Source organism: Nonomuraea sp. NPDC050663, from assembly GCF_044456985.1.
GTDB lineage: Bacteria > Actinomycetota > Actinomycetes > Streptosporangiales > Streptosporangiaceae > Nonomuraea.
Genome location: NZ_JBITGL010000008.1, coordinates 479624 through 497070, shown reverse-complemented (window position 1 = coordinate 497070; position 17447 = coordinate 479624). Strand labels below are relative to the sequence as shown.

The 17447-nt window shown below is 68.2% G+C and carries 20 protein-coding genes, 1 tRNA gene and 1 pseudogene; 16 read left to right on the top strand and 6 right to left on the bottom strand.

Going from position 1 to position 17447, the window contains the following annotated elements:
- Positions 1-257 (bottom strand): transposase (locus tag ACIBH1_RS27365; protein ID WP_397316774.1); only part of this gene is annotated, 257 nt, incomplete at its 3' end.
- 666 nt (positions 258-923) lie between these two features.
- Between ACIBH1_RS27365 and ACIBH1_RS27360 the strand changes: the two genes are divergently transcribed.
- Both ACIBH1_RS27360 and ACIBH1_RS27355 read left to right on the top strand, forming a co-directional pair.
- Positions 924-1463 (top strand): SMI1/KNR4 family protein, encoded by a 540-nt coding sequence (locus ACIBH1_RS27360; RefSeq protein WP_397316773.1) that lies wholly within the window; start codon positions 924-926, stop codon positions 1461-1463.
- Between the two features lie 61 nt (positions 1464-1524).
- Entirely contained in the window at positions 1525-2037 is a 513-nt protein-coding gene (locus ACIBH1_RS27355; protein ID WP_397316772.1) for a GNAT family N-acetyltransferase, read from the top strand.
- Between the two features lie 111 nt (positions 2038-2148).
- Here ACIBH1_RS27355 and ACIBH1_RS27350 read toward each other — a convergent pair whose 3' ends face one another.
- A complete protein-coding gene (locus tag ACIBH1_RS27350) occupies positions 2149-2547 on the bottom strand; it encodes a hypothetical protein (protein ID WP_397316771.1) in 399 nt (132 codons plus the stop codon).
- Between the two features lie 158 nt (positions 2548-2705).
- Between ACIBH1_RS27350 and ACIBH1_RS27345 the strand changes: the two genes are divergently transcribed.
- Positions 2706-3017, top strand: coding sequence for a putative quinol monooxygenase (locus tag ACIBH1_RS27345; RefSeq protein ID WP_397316770.1), 312 nt, complete (start codon positions 2706-2708; stop codon positions 3015-3017).
- A gap of 23 nt (positions 3018-3040) precedes the next feature.
- Here the strand turns inward: ACIBH1_RS27345 and ACIBH1_RS27340 are convergent, their stop codons facing one another.
- The gene (locus tag ACIBH1_RS27340) at positions 3041-4297 is read right to left on the bottom strand and encodes an MFS transporter (protein WP_397316769.1); all 1257 of its coding nucleotides are present in this window, start codon (positions 4295-4297) and stop codon (positions 3041-3043) included.
- A 121-nt stretch (positions 4298-4418) separates the two neighbouring features.
- On the opposite strand from ACIBH1_RS27340, the gene ACIBH1_RS27335 reads away from it, so the two are divergent.
- The 8 genes and pseudogenes from ACIBH1_RS27335 (at position 4419) to chrA (ending at position 12298) form a co-directional block, all read left to right on the top strand.
- Positions 4419-6074: an ABC transporter ATP-binding protein gene (locus ACIBH1_RS27335; protein WP_397316768.1), complete on the top strand. Its 1656-nt coding sequence runs from the start codon at positions 4419-4421 to the stop codon at positions 6072-6074.
- On the top strand, positions 6071-7774 hold the full coding sequence (locus tag ACIBH1_RS27330; RefSeq protein ID WP_397316767.1) for an ABC transporter ATP-binding protein: 1704 nt from the start codon (positions 6071-6073) through the stop codon (positions 7772-7774). Before ACIBH1_RS27335 ends, ACIBH1_RS27330 begins: the two co-directional genes overlap by 4 nt.
- A 9-nt stretch (positions 7775-7783) precedes the next feature.
- A complete protein-coding gene (locus tag ACIBH1_RS27325) occupies positions 7784-8422 on the top strand; it encodes a TetR/AcrR family transcriptional regulator (RefSeq protein WP_397316766.1) in 639 nt (212 codons plus the stop codon).
- Positions 8423-8480: 58 nt separating this feature from the next.
- Complete coding sequence (locus ACIBH1_RS27320) at positions 8481-9392, top strand: aminoglycoside phosphotransferase family protein (protein ID WP_397316765.1); 912 nt, start codon at positions 8481-8483, stop codon at positions 9390-9392.
- A 255-nt stretch (positions 9393-9647) separates the two neighbouring features.
- Positions 9648-10004, top strand: a complete 357-nt coding sequence (locus tag ACIBH1_RS27315) for a hypothetical protein (protein WP_397316764.1) — start codon at positions 9648-9650, stop codon at positions 10002-10004.
- Positions 10001-10480: a Chromate resistance protein ChrB gene (locus ACIBH1_RS27310; RefSeq protein ID WP_397316763.1), complete on the top strand. Its 480-nt coding sequence runs from the start codon at positions 10001-10003 to the stop codon at positions 10478-10480. The genes ACIBH1_RS27315 and ACIBH1_RS27310 overlap by 4 nt, the downstream gene beginning before the upstream one ends.
- A pseudogene (locus ACIBH1_RS27305) lies at positions 10477-10907 on the top strand (chromate resistance protein ChrB domain-containing protein). The gene ACIBH1_RS27310 and the pseudogene ACIBH1_RS27305 overlap by 4 nt, the downstream one beginning before the upstream one ends.
- On the top strand, positions 10904-12298 hold the full coding sequence (gene chrA / locus ACIBH1_RS27300; RefSeq protein ID WP_397316762.1) for a chromate efflux transporter: 1395 nt from the start codon (positions 10904-10906) through the stop codon (positions 12296-12298). Before ACIBH1_RS27305 ends, chrA begins: the two are co-directional and overlap by 4 nt.
- Positions 12299-12345: 47 nt before the next feature.
- On the opposite strand, the gene ACIBH1_RS27295 is transcribed toward chrA, so the two are convergent.
- Positions 12346-12615, bottom strand: a complete 270-nt coding sequence (locus ACIBH1_RS27295; RefSeq protein WP_397316761.1) for a hypothetical protein — start codon at positions 12613-12615, stop codon at positions 12346-12348.
- A gap of 354 nt (positions 12616-12969) precedes the next feature.
- Between ACIBH1_RS27295 and ACIBH1_RS27290 the strand changes: the two genes are divergently transcribed.
- Both ACIBH1_RS27290 and ACIBH1_RS27285 read left to right on the top strand, forming a co-directional pair.
- On the top strand, positions 12970-13341 hold the full coding sequence (locus ACIBH1_RS27290; protein ID WP_397316760.1) for a type II toxin-antitoxin system RelE/ParE family toxin: 372 nt from the start codon (positions 12970-12972) through the stop codon (positions 13339-13341).
- Positions 13338-13694, top strand: a complete 357-nt coding sequence (locus ACIBH1_RS27285; protein WP_326635308.1) for a helix-turn-helix transcriptional regulator — start codon at positions 13338-13340, stop codon at positions 13692-13694. The genes ACIBH1_RS27290 and ACIBH1_RS27285 overlap by 4 nt, the downstream gene beginning before the upstream one ends.
- A 159-nt stretch (positions 13695-13853) precedes the next feature.
- Here ACIBH1_RS27285 and ACIBH1_RS27280 read toward each other — a convergent pair.
- A tRNA-Gly gene (locus ACIBH1_RS27280) sits at positions 13854-13927 on the bottom strand.
- Positions 13928-14027: 100 nt separating this feature from the next.
- Here ACIBH1_RS27280 and dcd point away from each other — a divergent pair.
- The 3 genes from dcd to ACIBH1_RS27265 all read left to right on the top strand — a co-directional run bounded on the left by dcd (position 14028) and on the right by ACIBH1_RS27265 (position 16462).
- Entirely contained in the window at positions 14028-14603 is a 576-nt protein-coding gene (gene dcd, locus ACIBH1_RS27275) for a dCTP deaminase (protein ID WP_397316759.1), read from the top strand.
- 209 nt (positions 14604-14812) lie between these two features.
- Positions 14813-15430, top strand: a complete 618-nt coding sequence (locus ACIBH1_RS27270) for a DUF47 domain-containing protein (protein WP_397316758.1) — start codon at positions 14813-14815, stop codon at positions 15428-15430.
- Positions 15431-16462: an anion permease gene (locus ACIBH1_RS27265; RefSeq protein ID WP_397316757.1), complete on the top strand. Its 1032-nt coding sequence runs from the start codon at positions 15431-15433 to the stop codon at positions 16460-16462.
- Between the two features lie 44 nt (positions 16463-16506).
- Here the strand turns inward: ACIBH1_RS27265 and mshD are convergent, their stop codons facing one another.
- Positions 16507-17424: a mycothiol synthase gene (gene mshD, locus ACIBH1_RS27260; RefSeq protein ID WP_397316756.1), complete on the bottom strand. Its 918-nt coding sequence runs from the start codon at positions 17422-17424 to the stop codon at positions 16507-16509.
- Between the last annotated feature and the right edge of the window lie 23 nt (positions 17425-17447).

Here is a 17447-nt window from a genome sequence, read left to right as displayed (position 1 = left end):
AGCCGCTGCCAGACACCGGAGGCGTTCCACTCGGCCAGGCGCCGCCAGCAGGTCATGCCCGAGCCGTAGCCGAGTTCTTGCGGCAGATGCTCCCAGGCGATGCCGGTGTGCAGGACGAACAGGATGCCTTGCAAGGCGAGCCGGTCATCCAGTCGCTTACGGCCCGGGTGCCGGAATCTCCGTCGTCGATGCGGCAGCAGCGGTTCGATCACCGCCCATAACTCGTCGCTGACCTCCCAGGGCTTCAGCTTCGCCATCGTGTCCCTCTCACTCGGGCTACAGCGAGAGATCAAACCACGACAGAGATCATTCTGTTAGGAGCTCTTACACGGGAGACGACTGGACCTCCATCGACCGCATCCCCGAATTGCACCCACCGACCATGAGCGACTCCTATGGCAGCGTCTACGACGGGCGCCTGATCCCCCGCTTCCAGCGGGACTGGAAGCGGTCAGGAGGATGCTCCGCGGCGACCGGCAGACCACGAATTCTAAGCGGAAGTGGAGCAGCCGGCAGGCGGAACGCGGTGCCGTCGGCACACGCGCCCAGCTGCAACCTCGCGCTCGTGTCACGGCCCTTCCCGAGCCCCTTCGTCGTCCCGACGGCCCCCTGAACAAAATCGCCCAACATGCCAGGCACCTCCTCGACGCGGACAGTACAGTCAGCGGCGTCAACGGCCTGATCGAGGATCGTGCCAAGGGGAAGCTCCGGCACGACTACCACCTCTTGGACGAGGAAGACCTGGACGGTTGGCTGCGTATCGCTCGCACCGCCGGCCGTTGCGACGTGTATCTAGCCGATGCCGCCGACCGTGAGGGGGCGCTGGCAGGGGTGCTACCGCATGCGGACGGCGTTGTCCGACCTCCGTGGTAGTCGGGATGAGATGGGGTGCCAGGTCAGACAAGTCCCGCTACAGTCGCTGCGTGGCTCGCGATCTCTCCGCTCTCGATCGTCTGACGGCCCTGGTTCCGCCACCCGATGCACCGCTGTTCGGTACCCGGGACTGGGATGCGATCTTCACCGAGCTCGGGCTGGTGCTTCCGCCTGATTTCGTCGCCTTCGCCGAGCGGTACGGGAGTTCGAGTTTCGCCCGCTGGCTGGCGGTCTCGGACCCGCGAGGCTGGAGTCCAGAAGTCATCACCGGCGTCTCGGAATGGATGGACTTCTACCGGGATCTCAGAGAGGACTCGCCCGAGGACTACACGCTCGGAATGTGGCCCGAGCCAGGCGGCTTCTTCCTCTGGGGATCCACCATCGACGGCGATCATCTCGGGTGGATGACCTCCGGCGATCCGGAGCAGTGGCCGGTGATGCTCATCAAGCACGAGGCCGAGAACGGCGAGCTGCATGCGGAGACCATGACCGAGTGGCTGGCCGGGTGGGCTGCTGGAGCTCGGTTCGACGGCAGCGGCTTCGCTCGCCGGGAGGCGGGCCACCCGCTGGTGTGCGAACGGCTCGAATAGCAGTGGCGCGCCGTACTCCGTATGCTCGGCGGCTCGATTGATCGAAGAAGGGGACATCACCATGAGCGCCATCAGCACTGAGCGGCTGGACCTGCTGCCGCTCCTCGTCGAGCACGCCGAGGAGATGGCCGTGGTGCTGGCGGATCCCGCCTTGCACACCTTCATCGGCGGCGAGCCGTACAGCCCGCGGGCTCTGCGCGAGCGTTACCAGCGCCTGGTCGTGGGGTCCGCCGATCCGGAGGTCTCCTGGTTGAACTGGGTGATCAGGTTGCGGGAGGAGTCGTGCCTGACGGGCACCGTTCAGGCGACGGTGGGGCCCGGGCCGGTCGCCGAGATCTCGTGGGTGGTGGGGACTCCGTGGCAGGGGCGCGGCATCGCGGGCGAAGCGGCTCGTGGGCTCGTGGGGTGGCTCGGGTCGCAGGGGGTGCTGACCGTGGTGGCGCACATCCATCCTGACCATCGGGCGTCCGCGGCCGTGGCCACGGCGGCCGGGCTCAGCCCTACGGATGAGTGGCAGGACGGGGAACTGCGGTGGAGCGTGGACTTGGCCGGGGCTGCGGGGCACTCGTCCTGAGACGGCGGTCGAGGTCAGCGCTTGTCCTCCTCTGGTTCGAGAGATATGTGCCCAGGCGATCACCTGGGCACGTGGTTCTCTGTCTGACGGAACGGCACCGCCACGCCCCCGTCAGGCGGCGTCGAGCGCTGCGATGATCTTGCCGGCCATGGCGGCGACCGCGGGGCTGGACGCGCCCTGGCTCGCGGCCTCGATGGCGACGAGGACGGTGCCGCGGAAGTTTCCCGCCTCGGCCGGGTCCTGCTCGCCGAGCAGGGCCATGGTGGCGCTCAGAGCGGGCAGCACCTGGTCGGCCAGGTCGGCGACCGCCTTGCCGTACAGGCGGATGTCGTTGCTCCTGGCCGCGAGCACGTGGCCGACCGGGCCGGTGGCGGCGGTCAGGGCGAGGGTCCCGGCGGTGGCCATCTTGTGCGGCGACCCGGCCGCGCCGGCGGCGGCCAGCAGGGCGACGGCGCCGTAGGCGGCGGTGCGGAGGGTGGACTTGTCCTGGGTGGTGAGGGAGAGGGTCATGGTGGTGAGCTCCGTGGTGTGTGGGGCGGCTTCGATGGGATGACTATCGCGGGCGATGCTGACGTGAACCGGGTGCCGTCCTGACATGGCGGCCGCGACGGACGTCAGCGACCGATGAGATTCGCCACGGCCAATGGTCAGTCGTTGGTGACAGCCAGATGTCGAGCCACGAGGAGCAGCAGATGGTGATCGTCGCGGGGCACATCGTCGTCGAACCGCAGCAGCGTGAGGCCTATCTGGCGGGGTGCGTCGAGGTCGTCGAGCAGGCTCGACGCCAGCCGGGGTGCTTGGACTTCTCCATCGCCGCCGACCTCGTGGACGCCGGGCGGGTGAACGTCTTCGAGCGGTGGGAGTCGCAGGCGGCGGTGGAGGCGTTCCGCGGCGACGGGCCCGGTGGCGAGCAGGGGGCCGCGATGCTGGGTGCTGTGGTGGCGGAGTACGACGTCGCGGGAGAGCGGTCGCTGGCCTGAGGCAGCCGGTGGAGCATGGCAGCTCAGGACGGCTCCGCCTTGGCCAGGCCGCCGAGCTGGTCCGTGGCCGAGGTGAGCCGCCGCAATGACCGCGTGAGGACGACGACCGTGCCCAGGCCCGCCACCCCCGCGATGAGGAAGGTCGGCCCGAAGCCGAGCGAGGCGGCGACCGCCCCGGCGAGGTTGGTGGCGACGGCGTTGCCCAGCGCCTCGGCGCAGTAGAAGAGCGTGAAGTCGGTGCCGGCCTGTTCGCGTGAGGACAGGGCCATGAACATGGCGTACATCGTCACTGCGGCGGCGGTGATGAACAGGTATCCGCCCGCCTGGGCGAGGATCGGCACCGCCGTACCCCGGCCGCCGGCGACCAGCCAGCCGCCGAGGGCGGCCCAGACCACGGCGGCGAGCGCGAGCAGGGCGGACACGCTGCGGCCTAAGCCCAGACGGGTGACGACGGCCGGGGCGATCGCGGCGCCCGCGACCGACACGAGCGCGACCACGGTGGCGGCGGTGACGGAGACCTCGGTGTAGGAGGCGCCCTGGTCCACCAGCAGGGTGGTGACCAGGCCGTAGCCCATCATGAGCGGCAGCTTGTAGCCGGCCGAGAGCAGGAGCAGGCGCCACGCGCCTGGCCTGCGCAGGAAGCGGCGGATGGAGGCCCGGGAGGGGCCCGCCTCCTCCGGTGTGGGCGCGAGCAGGTCGCGCGAGAGCCACACGGGCAGCAGGCAGGCGAGGAGCAGGGCCACGATCAGCAGGATCGCCGCTGTCCACCCGGCGGCGGAGAAGGCGAAGAGCGCGCCGCTGCCGCCCGCGACCATGCCCAGGGAGAAGCCGCCGCCCTGCACCGCGTTGGCGCCGAGCCACTGGCGGCCGTGCAGGCGGGTGACGGCCAGGGCGTCGGCTGCCACGTCCTGGGTGGCGAAGAGCAGGTTGGCCGCCAGGAGCACGCCGAGCAGCAGCCAGAAGTCGGTCACGGGATCGACGGCCAGCAGGACGAGGGTCACGGCGACGGTGGCGAGCTGGCAGGTGATCACCCAGCCGACCCTCCGGCTCGCGCCCCGGGCGAGCGGCGGCCTGCGGTTGTCGATCTGGGGCGCCCACACGAACTTGGCGGCCCAGGGCAGGATCAGCAGGCCGAGCGTCCCGATCTGGTCGAGGCCGACGCCCTGGCCGTAAAGGATGGCGGGCAGGGCGATCAGCGACAGGCCGACCGGTATGCCCTGGGCGAGGTAGAGGCCGCCCAGGACGGCCAGCAGGCGGCGCGAGCCGGTGTGAGGGGGCATGGTCGGCGCCTTTCGGAGCGGCAGTGAGCAGACTCTAATAAGGTAAGCCTTGCCTATTCAAGAGTGTCTGTAACAAAATCGATCGCGTGCAGAAACCCCGCCCCATGCCGGAGGCCCGCTCATGACCGAGCTCGTCACGCTCATGGCGCCCATCCGCAAGCGCCTGATCACCGCCGCGCTCGCGCACGTGGTGTACGCGCTCAGCGCGCTCGTGCCGTTCGTGTGCGTCGCCGAGCTGGCCAGGGCGCTGCTCACCGGCGGCGACCCCTGGCCGGTCGTGTGGGTCGCGATCGGCGCGCTGCTGCTGCGCTTCCTGGCGTTCGGCGCCTCAGGGGTGATCACGCACTTCGCCGACGCCGACCTGCAGCTCCACCTGCGGCGGCGGCTGGCCGCCCGGTTGTCGAAGGTGCCGCTGGGCTGGTTCACCGAGCGCAACTCCGGCCAGGTGAAGAAGGTGCTGCAGGACGACGTGCGCGAGATGCACCATCTGGTCGCGCACGCCCTGCTCGACCTGCTCGCCGCCGCGGTCATCCCGGTCGCCGCGCTCGTCTACCTGCTGTGGGTGGACTGGCGGCTGACCCTGGTCACGCTGCTGCCCATCCCGCTGTTCGCGGCTGCCTTCGCCGTCATGATGCGCGGGTACGGCGAGCAGATGCGTCGCTGGGGCGAGGCGACCGCCCGGATCAACGCGGCGGTGGTGGAGTTCGTTCAGGGCATCGCCGTCATCAAGACCTTCGGCCAGGCCAGCCGCTCCCACGAGCGCTTCGCGCGGGCCGCCGACGACTTCGCTGACTTCTTCGGCGCGTGGGTGCGTCCCATGCTCAGGCTCAGCGGCGTCAGCACCGCGCTGATCGCGCCGCCCACGATGTTGCTGGTCACGCTGGCCGGCGGGGTGCTCTTCATCTCCCAGGGCTGGATCGCCCCCGTCGACGTGCTGCCGTTCGTGCTCGTCGGCGTCGGGCTGACCGCGCCCTTCCAGCAGCTGGACTCCGGCTCGATGCGGCTGCGTCAGGCGGCGGAGGCGGCGGGCCGGGTGGCGGAGCTGCTGGCGGAGCCGGTGCTGCCCGAGCCGTCCCCGGGAGCGACGCCGGAGGGTGCGCGCGTCGAGTTCCGCGGCGTGAGCTTCTCCTACGGCGGGACCACCCGGGCGCTGGAGGGCGTCGACCTCACGCTCGAACCCGGGACGCTCACCGCGCTCGTCGGACCGTCCGGTTCTGGCAAGTCGACGCTGGGCCGGCTGCTGGCCCGCTTCTACGACGTCGACGAGGGGGCGGTGCTCGTCGGCGGGCGCGACCTGCGCGAGATCGGCTCGGCCGAGCTCTACCGGCACGTGGGCTTCGTCTTCCAGGACGTGCAACTGCTGCGCACCTCGGTCGCGGACAACATCGCGCTCGGCAACCCCGACGCCGGCCGTACGGAGATCGAGAAGGTCGCGCGAGCCGCCCAGATCCACGAGCGGATCGAGCGGCTCCCGCGCGGCTACGACTCGGTGATCGGCGAGGACGCGCACCTGTCCGGCGGCGAGATGCAGCGCGTCTCGATCGCCAGGGCGCTGCTGGCCGACTCGCCCGTCCTGGTGCTCGACGAGGCCACGGCCTTCGCCGACCCCGAGTCGGAGGCGGCCATCCAGGACGCCCTGTCGACCCTCGTGGCGGGGCGCACGGTGCTGGTCATCGCGCACCGGCTGCACACCATCCTCGGCGCCGACCAGATCGTGGCACTCGACCACGGCCGGATCGTCGATTCGGAAACGTACCTGAGGCAGGCAATGCGATGATCAGACAACTCCACGCGCTGCTCGGCCCCCGCCTTCCCCGCCATCTGGCCTGGCTGACCCTCTACGGCGTGCTTCAGGGCGTCACGTTCGCGATGCTCGTGCCCGTGCTGCGCGCCCTGCTGTCGGGCGAGCCCGCGGGCGGGTGGCTGGGCGCGTTCGCCGCGGTGGTGGCCGCCACCGCGCTCGCCTACTACGTCCAGTCCATGTACGGCTACCGCACCGGTCTGGACGCCATGCGCGGGCTCTACCATCGCGTCGGCGACCACGTGGCCGCGCTCCCCATCGGCTGGTTCAGCTCGGACCGGGTGGGCCGCCTGAGCCAGCTCACGAGCAAGGGCGTCATGGACGTGATGCGCATCCCCGCCCACATGCTGCAGGTCGTCGTCAACGCGGCCGTCGTCCCGATGACGGTGCTGGTGTGCATGTTCGTCTTCGACTGGCGGCTGGCCCTGGCCGCCCTGATCACCGCGCCGCTGATCTGGCTGGCCTTCCGCTGGACCGCCGCCCTGACGCAACGCAACGACAGGGCGATGGACGACGCGGCCGCGGAAGCCACCGACCGGGTCGTGGAGTTCGCCAGGCAGCAGGCCGTACTGCGGGCCTTCGGCCGGGTCGGCGAGGGTCACCGGCTGCTCGACGACGCCCTGGTGGAGCAGCGGCGGGCGTTGCGCTCCATGCTCAGGACCGCGCTGCCGGGGCTCGGCGCGGTCGCGCTGACGGTGCAGTTCGCCTTCACCGTCGTCCTCGTCGCCGGGTGCGCGCTCGCCCTGGGCGGTTCGCTCGGGGCGCCCGAGCTGATCGGCCTGCTGGTGCTCGCCGTACGCTTCACCGAACCCCTCCTGACCGCCGCCGACGTGGCCGCCGACCTGCGGCTCGCCCGCGGCAGCCTGACGCGCGTCAACGAGGTGCTGGCCGAACCGGCGCTGGCCTCGGGGCCGGGAGCGGTCCCGCAGGACTCCTCGATCTCGTTCTCCGACGTCCGCTTCTCCTACGACAGCCAGCCGGTGCTGGACGAGGTGACCTTCACCGTCCCCCCGCGCACGATGACCGCCCTGGTCGGCCCGTCCGGCTCGGGCAAGACCACGATCACCCGGCTCATCGCCCGTTTCTGGGACGCAGGCTCCGGATCGGTCCGGGTCGGCGGACACGACGTGCGCGACTACCGACCAGAGGAGCTGATGGCCCAGCTGTCCATCGTCTTCCAGGACGTCTACCTGTTCGAGGGCACCCTGGAAGACAACATCCGCCTCGGCCGCCCCGCCGCCACAGACGCGGAGGTACGGCAGGCGGCCCGGCTGGCCAGGGTCGACGAGATCGCCGAGCGGCTCCCCGACGGCTGGCAGACCCGGGTCGGCGAAGCGGGCGCCACCCTCTCCGGCGGCGAGCGCCAGCGGGTCTCCATCGCCCGCGCCCTGCTCAAGGACGCGCCCATCGTCCTGCTCGACGAGGCCACCGCCGCCCTGGACCCGGAGAACGAGGCGGCGCTCGTCGAAGCGCTCACCGCGCTCACCAAGGACCGCACCCTGCTCGTCATCGCGCACCGGCTGCAGACCGTGGCCAACGCCGACCAGATCGTCGTGCTGGACCACGGCCGGGTCGCCGAGCTGGGCAGGCACGAGGAGCTCCTGGCCGGTGACGGCAGATACGCTGCGTTCTGGACGGAACGCAGCAGAGCCCAGGGGTGGCGACTGGCCGGATAGGAGCGGAACATGGCCGAGCAGAAGTGGCGCGTGCTCGGCCGCCCGCGCGGCCGCCCCGCCAGCATCACCCGCGCCGCCATCGCCGACGCGGCCCTGCACGTCGGCTTCGAGCGCCTGACCATGGCCGCCGTCGCCGACCGCCTCCACGTCAGCCACTCGGCGCTCTACCGCCACGTCAAGGACCGCGAAGGCCTGGTCACGCTCGCCATCGACCGGGCGCTCCAGCAGATGAGCTGGCCCGCCCCCGCCGGCCACTGGCGCGCCGACCTGGAAGCCCAGGCCAGAGCGATCTGGAGCCTCCTGGAGGGGCATCCCGGGCTGATGCGGGAGTTCCTCAAGCTCCGGGGCTTCCCGCGGGAGATCATGCACAGGTTCGGCTCCGCCGTACGGCAGCTGATCTCGTACGGCTTCGCGCCCGAGGAGGCCTTCCTCGCCGTCGACACCGTGTTCGACCTCACCATCGACGTCTTCACCCGGGGCGATCAGCCCGACGCGCCCGCGGCCACCGCCGACGCGTGGGCGGAGGCCGTGGGGGCGGAGCTCTCCCCGCTCATGCGCCGGGCGCTGGCCGAGCCCGCCTCCCTCTGGTTCGAGCGCAAGCTCGGCCTGGTGCTGGACGGCGTCGCCGCTCGGCACGCAGCTTCTTGACCGGTGCTCTGCGGGATCCTTGTGGTGATCCGACGGGGTGCCGTACGGTCTGCCCCTGATGAACGACATGTCCGCAGTCCTGCCGTTGCCGGACCGCAAGCCGGTCGTCGACACCGCCGTGGTGGGCCGGTTGATCGCCGCGCAGTTCCCGCACTGGTCCGACCTGGAAATCCGGCCGGTCGACGCGCAGGGGTGGGACAACAGCACGTTCCGCCTCGGTGACGAGATGCTGGTACGGCTGCCGACCGCCGAGGAGTACGCCCTGGCGGTGGAGAAGGAGCACCGGTGGCTACCGGTGCTCGCACCCGCCCTGCCGGTGGAGATCCCGGTCCCGCTGGCCAGAGGCATACCCGACGAGAATTTTCCGCACGACTGGTCGGTCTATCGCTGGCTCCGCGGCGAGCCCGCGAACCGTGCCGACGTCGGGGACATGACGGAGTTCGCCATCGACCTGGCGGGCTTCCTCGCCTCCCTGCAACGAATCGATCCGACAGGCGGTCCGGGGCCGGGGCTGCACAACTGGTTCCGAGGCGGGCCGCTGCAGACCTATGACGGGTGGACTCGGAACGCCCTGAAGACCTTGGACGGGCTGATCCCGACCGAGGTCGCCGAGGAGATCTGGGAACGGGCGCTGCGGGTCTCGTGGGACGGGCGCCAGGTCTGGTTCCACGGCGATATCGCCTCTGGGAACCTGCTGGTAAAGGACGGGGCACTCGCGGCCGTCATCGACTTCGGCACGTGCGGGGTCGGGGACCCGGCCTGCGACCTGGCGATCGCCTGGACGATGCTGACCGGCGAGAGCCGGGCTGCTTTCCGTGATCGGTTGGGGGTGGACGAGGCGGTCTGGGAGCGGGGGCGGGGCTGGGCGCTCTGGAAGGCCCTGGTCGTCTGCGCCGGATCGGTTCGCGACGGCGACGGGCTGCCGGCGGACGCGGCGGGTGTTCTTGGGGAGATCTTCGCCGCGTACTGAGGGACGGGCTCGATTCCGTGAGGTTGACGATGGGTCCCTCGAACACTCGGCTTCTCTGCCGGGCGAGGTAGCCGCAACGCTCCTGGCTTGTGCGGCTCGATGCACATGGGAGATCGATGTCCGCACTTCCTGGATACCGCTGTTTGAGCCTGTACCGCGAAGCCCGGTGTGGCGCCGCTCGACCGACATAGCCAACAGGTGTAGCCGCGGTTACAGTAACTCTGGTTTCACCCTGGAGGCCATGTGGATAGGACTGTGCTGTTTGTCTGCCCGCACGGCGCGGGCAAGAGCAGGATTGCCGCGGCCTGGTTCGCCGGAGCTGCCCCGGCCGGATGGGGCGCGTCAACCGCTGGGCTGGACCCGCAGGATCGGGTAAGCGTGCATGCTCCCCGGCTCCTGGCGGGCAGTCCGGTGGAGCGTCTGCTTGATCACGAGCTGCCTCGTCCGTTGTCGGCTGCGCCGGAGCCGTCCATGGTGGTGACGATCGACTGCCCGTCCGGGGTCATCCCTGGCGCCGTCGAGTGGCGCCTGGAACACGGTGACTTCGATCAAGCGATGGCGGATGAACTGCGTGTACGCGTGCTGCGACTGACCAAGGAGCTGGCTCTGTGACCGGTACGGCGGAGCAGTGGGTGCTGTTGGCCTATCGGATCCCGCGTCAGCCGTCCACGCTGAGGATCACCATCTGGCGCAAGCTCGATCGGCTCGGCGTGGCTCGCCTGGGTGATGGCCTGGTCGCGCTGCCCGCGGACGCACGGACCCGTGAGCAGTTGGAGTGGATCGCTCAAGAGATCAGCGAGGTGGGCGGCAGCAGCACGCTGTGGCTGGCCCTGCCAGGAAGTCCGGCTCAAGCGCAGGCCATTGCCGAGGAGATGAGGCAGGCAAGAGCGGCCGAATATCGCTCGGTCATCGAGCAGGTGCAGTCGGCGAAGCTCGCGCGGCCAGGTGAACGTGTCCGCGCGGTCAAGCGCCTCCAAGCCGAACTCCGCCGGATCAGGCGGCGCGACTACTTTCCGCCTGCGGAACGTGAAGCCGCGCGGCTGGCCGTACGAGATCTGAACACTTCGATCGAGGAGGGCGCGTCGTGAAGTGGGCGACCCGGCAAGGCGTTCACATCGATCGGGCGGCCTGCGCTTGGCTCATCCGGCGCTGCCTCGACGACCAGGCCGAATTCGTCTTCATCAACGATCCCGCGCAGGTTCCTGACGATGCGACGCCCTTCGACATGCGGGGTGTCGAGTTGTCCCATCACGGGGAGACTGCACGTTCGAGACGATCCTGCGGCGCTACGAACTCGACGATCCGGTGTTGTGGAAGCTGGCCGAGATCGTCCATGAGGCCGATATCGACGACGAGCGTTATGACGCCCCCGAGGCGCCCGGCCTGGACGTCGTCCTGAGGGGCTTGTCGATGATCTGCCATGACGAACGCGTCCTGGACGTCAGCGGACCCATCTTCGACGGGCTGTACGAATTCCACCGGCGGGCGCTGCTGCTGGGTCGGGAGCCGTCATGACCGAGCCCGCCGACGGCCAGCCTTCTGGAGATGCGATGACATCCAACGTCATCGGCGATGTGATCCCGTTCCGCCAGGCCGTGCGAGCCTGGTTCCTGATCTCGTTACAGACCTTCGGCGGTCCCGCCGGTCAGATCGCGGTCATGCAGCGCACGCTGGTCGAGGAAAAGCGCTGGATCGGCCAGCAGCGGTTCAACCACGCCCTGAACTACTGCATGCTGCTGCCCGGCCCGGAAGCCCAGCAGTTGGCCGTCTACGTCGGCTGGCTGCTCAACGGCACCCGCGGCGGCCTGGTGGCGGGCACGCTCTTCGTCCTGCCCGGCATGCTTGCGCTGCTGGCCCTGTCGGCGATCTACATCGTGTGGCGGGACACCGCGGTCGTGACCGCGCTGTTCGCCGGCATCGCTCCCGCCGTGCTGGCCATCGTCGCCCAAGCCGTCATCCGGGTCGCCAAGCGCTCCCTGACCCATCCGGTCTTCGTCGGCGTGGCGGTGGCCGCCTTCGTCGCCCTCGCCCTATTCGGTATCCCCTTCCCCGTGGTCATCGCCGCCGCCGCGCTCATCGGTTGGCTCGTGCACAGGTTGGCCCCGAGCATCGCGGCGGGAGGCAACGGGCACGGCGGCGATGGTGGACCAGCTCCGCTGATCTCTGACGAGGCCCTGCACCATGCTCAGCCGAGCCGGCGTACGGCAAGCAAGATCCTTGCCGTGGGGTTAGTGGCCTGGTGGGTGCCCGTGGCGGCCGTCGCCCTCCTCCTCGGCACGGACAGCGTCTTCACCACCCAGGGCCTGTTCTTCTCCGGAACCGCGCTGATCACCTTCGGTGGCGCGTATGCGGTGCTGTCCTTCGTCGCTGAACGTGCCGTCGAAACCTACGCATGGCTGACCCCGGGTGAGATGGTGCGCGGTCTGGCCCTCGCCGAGACCACCCCCGGCCCGCTCATCATGGTCGTGCAGTTCGTCGCCTTCCTCGGCGCTTACCGTGACCCTGGCGTCCTCTCACCTTGGGCAGGAGCCCTCCTCGGCGCCCTGCTGACCACGTGGGTCACCTTCGTGCCGTGCTTCCTGTTCATCTTTCTGGGGGCGCCTTATGTGGAGAAGCTGCGCCACAACAGGTCCGTCAGCGCAGCGCTGACGGGCATCACTGCCGCCGTCGTCGGAGTGATCGCCAACTTGGCGCTCTATTTCGCCGAGCACACGCTGTTCGGGCAGACCTTCACCTGGACTTGGGGGCCGTTCGCGATCCAACTCCCTGTGCTCGGCACTCTCAGCCCCGTTGCTATGGCCATAACCGTGGCAGCGATGATCATGACGTTCGTTCTCAAGTGGCCGATGCTGCGCATTCTTGGCATCTGCGCTCTGCTGGGGGTAGGCACCGTTCCGCTGCTTTGAGGGACGGAGGGGCGTCATGGCGAGTGTAGGGCTGTGAGCCTAGATTCTTAGCAGGCGCCAGAAGGGGCCAGGGCCATGGTCTCGATGTCTTTGAGGTTCAGGTCACCACCATCCCGCACCTGCGCCTCCATGATCTTCGCCACACCGTCGACAGGATCGCGGCGGGCCCGAGCGTCGGGCGCGAGGATCTGATGGCCAGGATGGGTCACGACAACGTCAGAGCCGCGCCCGTGGCGCCGCCCGACCAGCACCTCATCGGGCGAAACCACACGCGACACCGACGAAGATGAATAGCACGCAGGGATCAACAAGATCAAAGCCCAGATCCCGAATCCCTCGGATGACCTGGGCTTTCACACGTGGAGCGCGTGACGGGAATCGAACCCGCGCTGTCAGCTTGGGAACCGGCTACTGACCTTGGTGCTTTGAGCTGGGAAAACGGGGGTGCAGGTCAGGGCGGGTCGAGTCTCCGTGATTCCCCGTGAGTGACCGTGACTCCCCGCCTGTTCTGGCACGCATCTGGCGTGCGATCAAGGTCTTGACCGCTTCTCCATCGTGATCACGCCATGCGTGATCAATGGTTGCGACCAAGATCGAGGAGCGGACGCGAGGTCAGGCCTGGCGCCCAGCTCCGCTGCGGGTTACCATCGAGTACATATATTATTGATGGTATGTCACAGTGGGCGATCGATCTGGAGCCGGAGGTGGAGTCTTGGCTGGACGGACTTTCCTTTCCGCTCTACCAGCGGGTCATGCGGAACGTAGACGACTACCTCGTCACTGGTGGCGTCCCTGATGGGGATCACGTGAAGAAGCTGAAGGATGCCGAAGGTGTGCACGAGCTGCGTGTCGCTCTCGACCGCACAACCTGGCGGTTGACCTTTTGGAAGCCGTCCAACAAGGTGATCGTGATTCTGACGGTTTTCCGTAAGACACAGAATGGGACACAGACCGCCGACATCGCCCGAGCGATCGCCGCCAAGAAGCGATGTGAGGCAGAGCACGACCTGACCACCACGCACGTGTTCGAGAGGAGCGCATGATGGGGCACAGCCGTTGGGAGACCTACAAGGCGAAGCGTCTGCGCGAGATGGAGGCGGATGCGCAGCCTCACTCCGAGTACGAGCAGGCGGGCCGTGACCTGGAGCTTGGAGACCAGTTGCGTGAGATCCGTAAGCGCCGAGGCTTGTCTCAGAAGGTCGTAGCGGAACGCTCCGGGATGTCCCAGCCCGCCCTGTCTCGCATCGAGGGCGGCGGCGGCATTCCGGATATAGCGACACTGCTGCGCCTCGGCGCGGCTATGGGAGTTCGGTTCCGCGTCGAGCTCGTCGTCGACGACGACACCACTGAAATCGAGCCTCTAACGGTGCATCACCGACAGCTCACGAACGCATAAGCCGCAGGCGGCCACTTCGAGGCTCAGTCCGTGAGCTTCCGCTGCTCCTCCCGCAGTAGCGGTCTTCGGCTGCGGCAAGCCTGGCTCGGGATCGTCGGCGCCAGAGGAACGAAGAAAAAGCCCAGCTTAGATCACATTCTTAAGCTGGGCTTTCAGTCTTGGAGCGGGTGACGGGAATCGAACCCGCGCTGTCAGCTTGGGAAGCTGATGTTCTGCCATTGAACTACACCCGCAACCGACCAACGGCCGCGCCACCACTGTAGCGGAAACCCAGCCCCGTCGAGCAACCCCACAACCCCTCAACACGTCAACCCACACGGTAAGTTCGACCCCGTGTTGCTATCCGACAGAGACATCCTTGCCGAGATCGACGCAGGTCGCCTGAGTCTGGACCCGTTCGACAAGGACATGCTCCAGCCCTCCAGCATCGATGTGCGTCTCGACCGTTTCTTCCGCGTCTTCGAGAACCACCGCTATCCCCACATCGACCCCGCCACGGAGCAGCAGGATCTCACCCGCCTGGTCGAGCCGGAGGGCGATGAGCCGTTCATCCTCCATCCTGGCGAGTTCGTCCTGGCGAGCACGTTCGAGGTGATCTCTCTGCCTGACGATCTGGCGAGTCGGCTGGAGGGGAAGTCGAGTCTGGGCCGGCTGGGTCTGTTGACTCACAGTACGGCCGGGTTCATCGATCCGGGCTTCAGCGGTCACGTCACGCTGGAGCTGTCCAACGTGGCCACGCTTCCGATCAAGCTGCATCCCGGCATGAAGATCGGCCAGTTGTGCGTGTTCAGGTTGAGCTCTCCGGCGGAGCACCCGTATGGGAGCGACAGGTATGGAAGCCGGTATCAGGGGCAGCGTGGCCCGACGCCGAGCCGCTCCTACCTGAACTTTCACCGGACCAAAATCTGAACTTTCGACGACCAGAAGATGAACGGAAGGTGAACAGAAGGCAAAGCCGCACGTCCGCCGGATGACCGAAACCCCAAAGGATGCGGCAATCTGCGTGTTCAGAAACCACACAGAGGGTAGCCAGGGGTAGAAGAGTGGGTGAAGTTCGCGTTTCTGCGGGCTACCCGTACCCTTCTCTGCGGACCATCCCCGCACATCTGGAGATCGACGTGCGTCTGCGTCTCACGCCACGTGAGGACAGCTACTACGACCTGTTCGCCGACTCGGCGAACAACCTGGTCACCGCATCACGGTTGCTGGTTGAGATCATCAGCGACGGCTCGGACAGGGAAGGCCTGGCCGAGAAGATGCGTGCTTGCGAGCACACCGGTGATGAGCGCACTCATGCGATCATGAACCGGTTGAACGAGAGCTTCATCACGCCGTTCGACCGCGAGGACATCTATCGCCTCGCGAGCAACCTCGACGACGTGATGGACTCCATGGAGGCTGCCAGCGATCTGATCGTGCTGTACCAGATCGACCACCTCCCCAAGGACGTCGTACGCCAGGTCGAGGTGCTTGAGCGGGCAGCCGAGCTGACCGCCGAGGCGATGCCCCGCCTGCGCTCGATGAAGAACCTCAACGAGTACTGGATCGAGGTCAACCGCCTGGAGAACCAGGCCGACCAGGTCTACCGGCGCCTGCTGGCCAAGCTCTTCAGCGGTGAGTACGACGCTCTCACCGTCATGAAGATGAAGGAGGTCATCGACCAGCTCGAAGCTGCCGCCGACCACTTCGAGCACGTGGCCAACACGATCGAGTCGATCGCGGTCAAGGAAAGCTAAGTGGACCTCACGCTGTTCCTCGTCATCGGCGTGGTGATCATCGCTCTGGCGTTCGACTACACCAACGGCTTCCATGACGCGGCGAACGCCATCGCGACGTCGGTGTCGACCCGGGCACTGACGCCGCGGGCCGCGCTGTTCATGGCGGCGGCGATGAACTTCATCGGCGCTCACCTGGGCACCCAGGTCGCGCAGACGGTCGGCAAGGGCATCATCACCACACCCGAGGGCAATCACGGGTTGGTGATCGTGGCCGCCGGCCTGATCGGTGCGATCACGTGGAACCTGATCACCTGGTACTTCGGTCTGCCCTCCTCCTCCAGCCACGCGCTGATCGGTGGCCTGGTCGGCAGCGCCCTGGCCTCCGCGATGGTCCCGGCCCCGCCCGGCCAGGACAGCACCGTGCTGTGGGGCGGGATCGTCGAGAAGGTCGTCATCCCGATGATCCTCTCGCCGGTCGTCGGCTTCACGCTCGCCGCGTTGATCATGATCGCGATTTATTGGATCTTCCGCAACGCCCAGCCGGGCAAGGCCAACCGCGGCTTCCGCTACGCCCAGACGGTCAGTGCGGCCGCCATGGCGCTCGGTCACGGCCTGCAGGACGCGCAGAAGACCATGGGCGTGATCTTCCTGGCCCTCTTCGTCGGCGGCTACGTCGGCGAGAGCGACCCGATCCCGCAGTGGGTGATCCTGTCCGCGGCGGGCGCGATCTCGCTCGGCACGTACGCCGGAGGCTGGCGCATCATGCGCACCCTCGGCCGGCGCATCATCGCGCTGGACCCTCCGCAGGGTTTCGCGGCCGAGTCCGCCGCCGCAACCGTCCTGTACGGCGCGGCGATCGGCTTCGGCGCTCCCATCTCCACCACTCACACGATCACCAGCGCGATCATGGGTGTCGGCTCGACCAAGCGCCTGTCAGCGGTTCGCTGGGGCGTGGCGGGCAACATCGTCACCGCGTGGGTGCTGACCATCCCGATGGCAGCCCTGGTGGCCGCGCTGTGCTTCTTCCCGCTCTACTGGATCGTGGAATAGGCACACGGAACCGAACAAGCGGTACGGCTCTGCCGTACCGCTTTTCAGTTTTCCGAGGGAGTCGAGGCGTACATCACGTCCACGTCCCACCGGCTGAAGCCGAGCCCCGTGTAGAGCCGGATCGCGGCCGGATTGTCCTCGTCGACGTAGAGCATCGCCTGGGCCAGGCCGCGCGAGCGCAGGTGGCACAGTCCCACCATGGTCAGCGCCTTGCCCAGCCCGGTCCCCTGCTGCGACGGGTCCACGCCCACCACGTAGACCTCGCCGATGGGCTCGTGTCCGTGATCGTGCGATCCGTGGACCTTCGTCCAGTGGAATCCGACCATCCGCCCGTCGCGCTCGGCCAGGAAGAAGCCGGCGGGGTCGAACCACGACTCGCTCTCCCTGAGCCGCACGTCGTCGATGGTCCACGCGCCCTGCTCGGGGTGGTGGGCGAAGGCGGCGGCGTTGACCTTCAGCCACTCCTCTTCGTCCTGTCCAGGGACGAAGGTGCGCACAACCACCCCTTCCGGCATCGGCACGGTGGGGAGCGGGGCGTAGAGCGAGCGCCGCATCTGCCACAACGACCGGACCCGCTCCAGCCCCGCCGACCGGGCGAGTGCGTCCGACCCCGGCGTGCCGCCGTGCGCCCACAACCGCAGCCTGCCGCCGGTCAGATCCAGTACGGCACGCAGCAGCCGCCTGCCGTACCCCTGACGACGGAACGACGGATGGATCACCAGTTCCCCGCTGGGACCCTCCACCTCGTCGGTGGGGTCGACGTGCGCGTAGCCGGCCAGTTCCGAGCCGACGCGCAGCAGCACGGAGCGGGCCTGGTCGTCGCCGCCGTAGCGCAGGTGCAGCATGACGTGCTCGTTGAGCGGGCGCACCCCGTCCGCATCGGTCGCGGCCTCCACGACACCGAGGACTTCGGCAATGTCGTGATCGCTCAGGCGTTCCTTGATCTCCACAGAAGCACTCACAGCTCGAACTCTAGGTGCCGGAC

Excerpts from the sequence above, each read along its gene's own strand:
- ACIBH1_RS27350 (WP_397316771.1), bottom strand. The coding sequence starts at position 2,547 with ATGACCCTCTCCCTCACCACCCAGGACAAGTCCACCCTCCGCACCGCC.
- ACIBH1_RS27330 (WP_397316767.1), top strand. The coding sequence starts at position 6,071 with ATGATCAGACAACTCCACGCGCTGCTCGGCCCCCGCCTTCCCCGCCAT.
- ACIBH1_RS27355 (WP_397316772.1), top strand. The coding sequence starts at position 1,525 with ATGAGCGCCATCAGCACTGAGCGGCTGGACCTGCTGCCGCTCCTCGTC.
- ACIBH1_RS27335 (WP_397316768.1), top strand. The coding sequence starts at position 4,419 with ATGACCGAGCTCGTCACGCTCATGGCGCCCATCCGCAAGCGCCTGATC.
- ACIBH1_RS27345 (WP_397316770.1), top strand. The coding sequence starts at position 2,706 with ATGTCGAGCCACGAGGAGCAGCAGATGGTGATCGTCGCGGGGCACATC.
- chrA (WP_397316762.1), top strand. The coding sequence starts at position 10,904 with ATGACCGAGCCCGCCGACGGCCAGCCTTCTGGAGATGCGATGACATCC.
- ACIBH1_RS27320 (WP_397316765.1), top strand. The coding sequence starts at position 8,481 with ATGAACGACATGTCCGCAGTCCTGCCGTTGCCGGACCGCAAGCCGGTC.
- ACIBH1_RS27290 (WP_397316760.1), top strand. The coding sequence starts at position 12,970 with ATGTCACAGTGGGCGATCGATCTGGAGCCGGAGGTGGAGTCTTGGCTG.
- ACIBH1_RS27340 (WP_397316769.1), bottom strand. The coding sequence starts at position 4,297 with ATGCCCCCTCACACCGGCTCGCGCCGCCTGCTGGCCGTCCTGGGCGGC.
- ACIBH1_RS27325 (WP_397316766.1), top strand. The coding sequence starts at position 7,784 with ATGGCCGAGCAGAAGTGGCGCGTGCTCGGCCGCCCGCGCGGCCGCCCC.
- ACIBH1_RS27285 (WP_326635308.1), top strand. The coding sequence starts at position 13,338 with ATGATGGGGCACAGCCGTTGGGAGACCTACAAGGCGAAGCGTCTGCGC.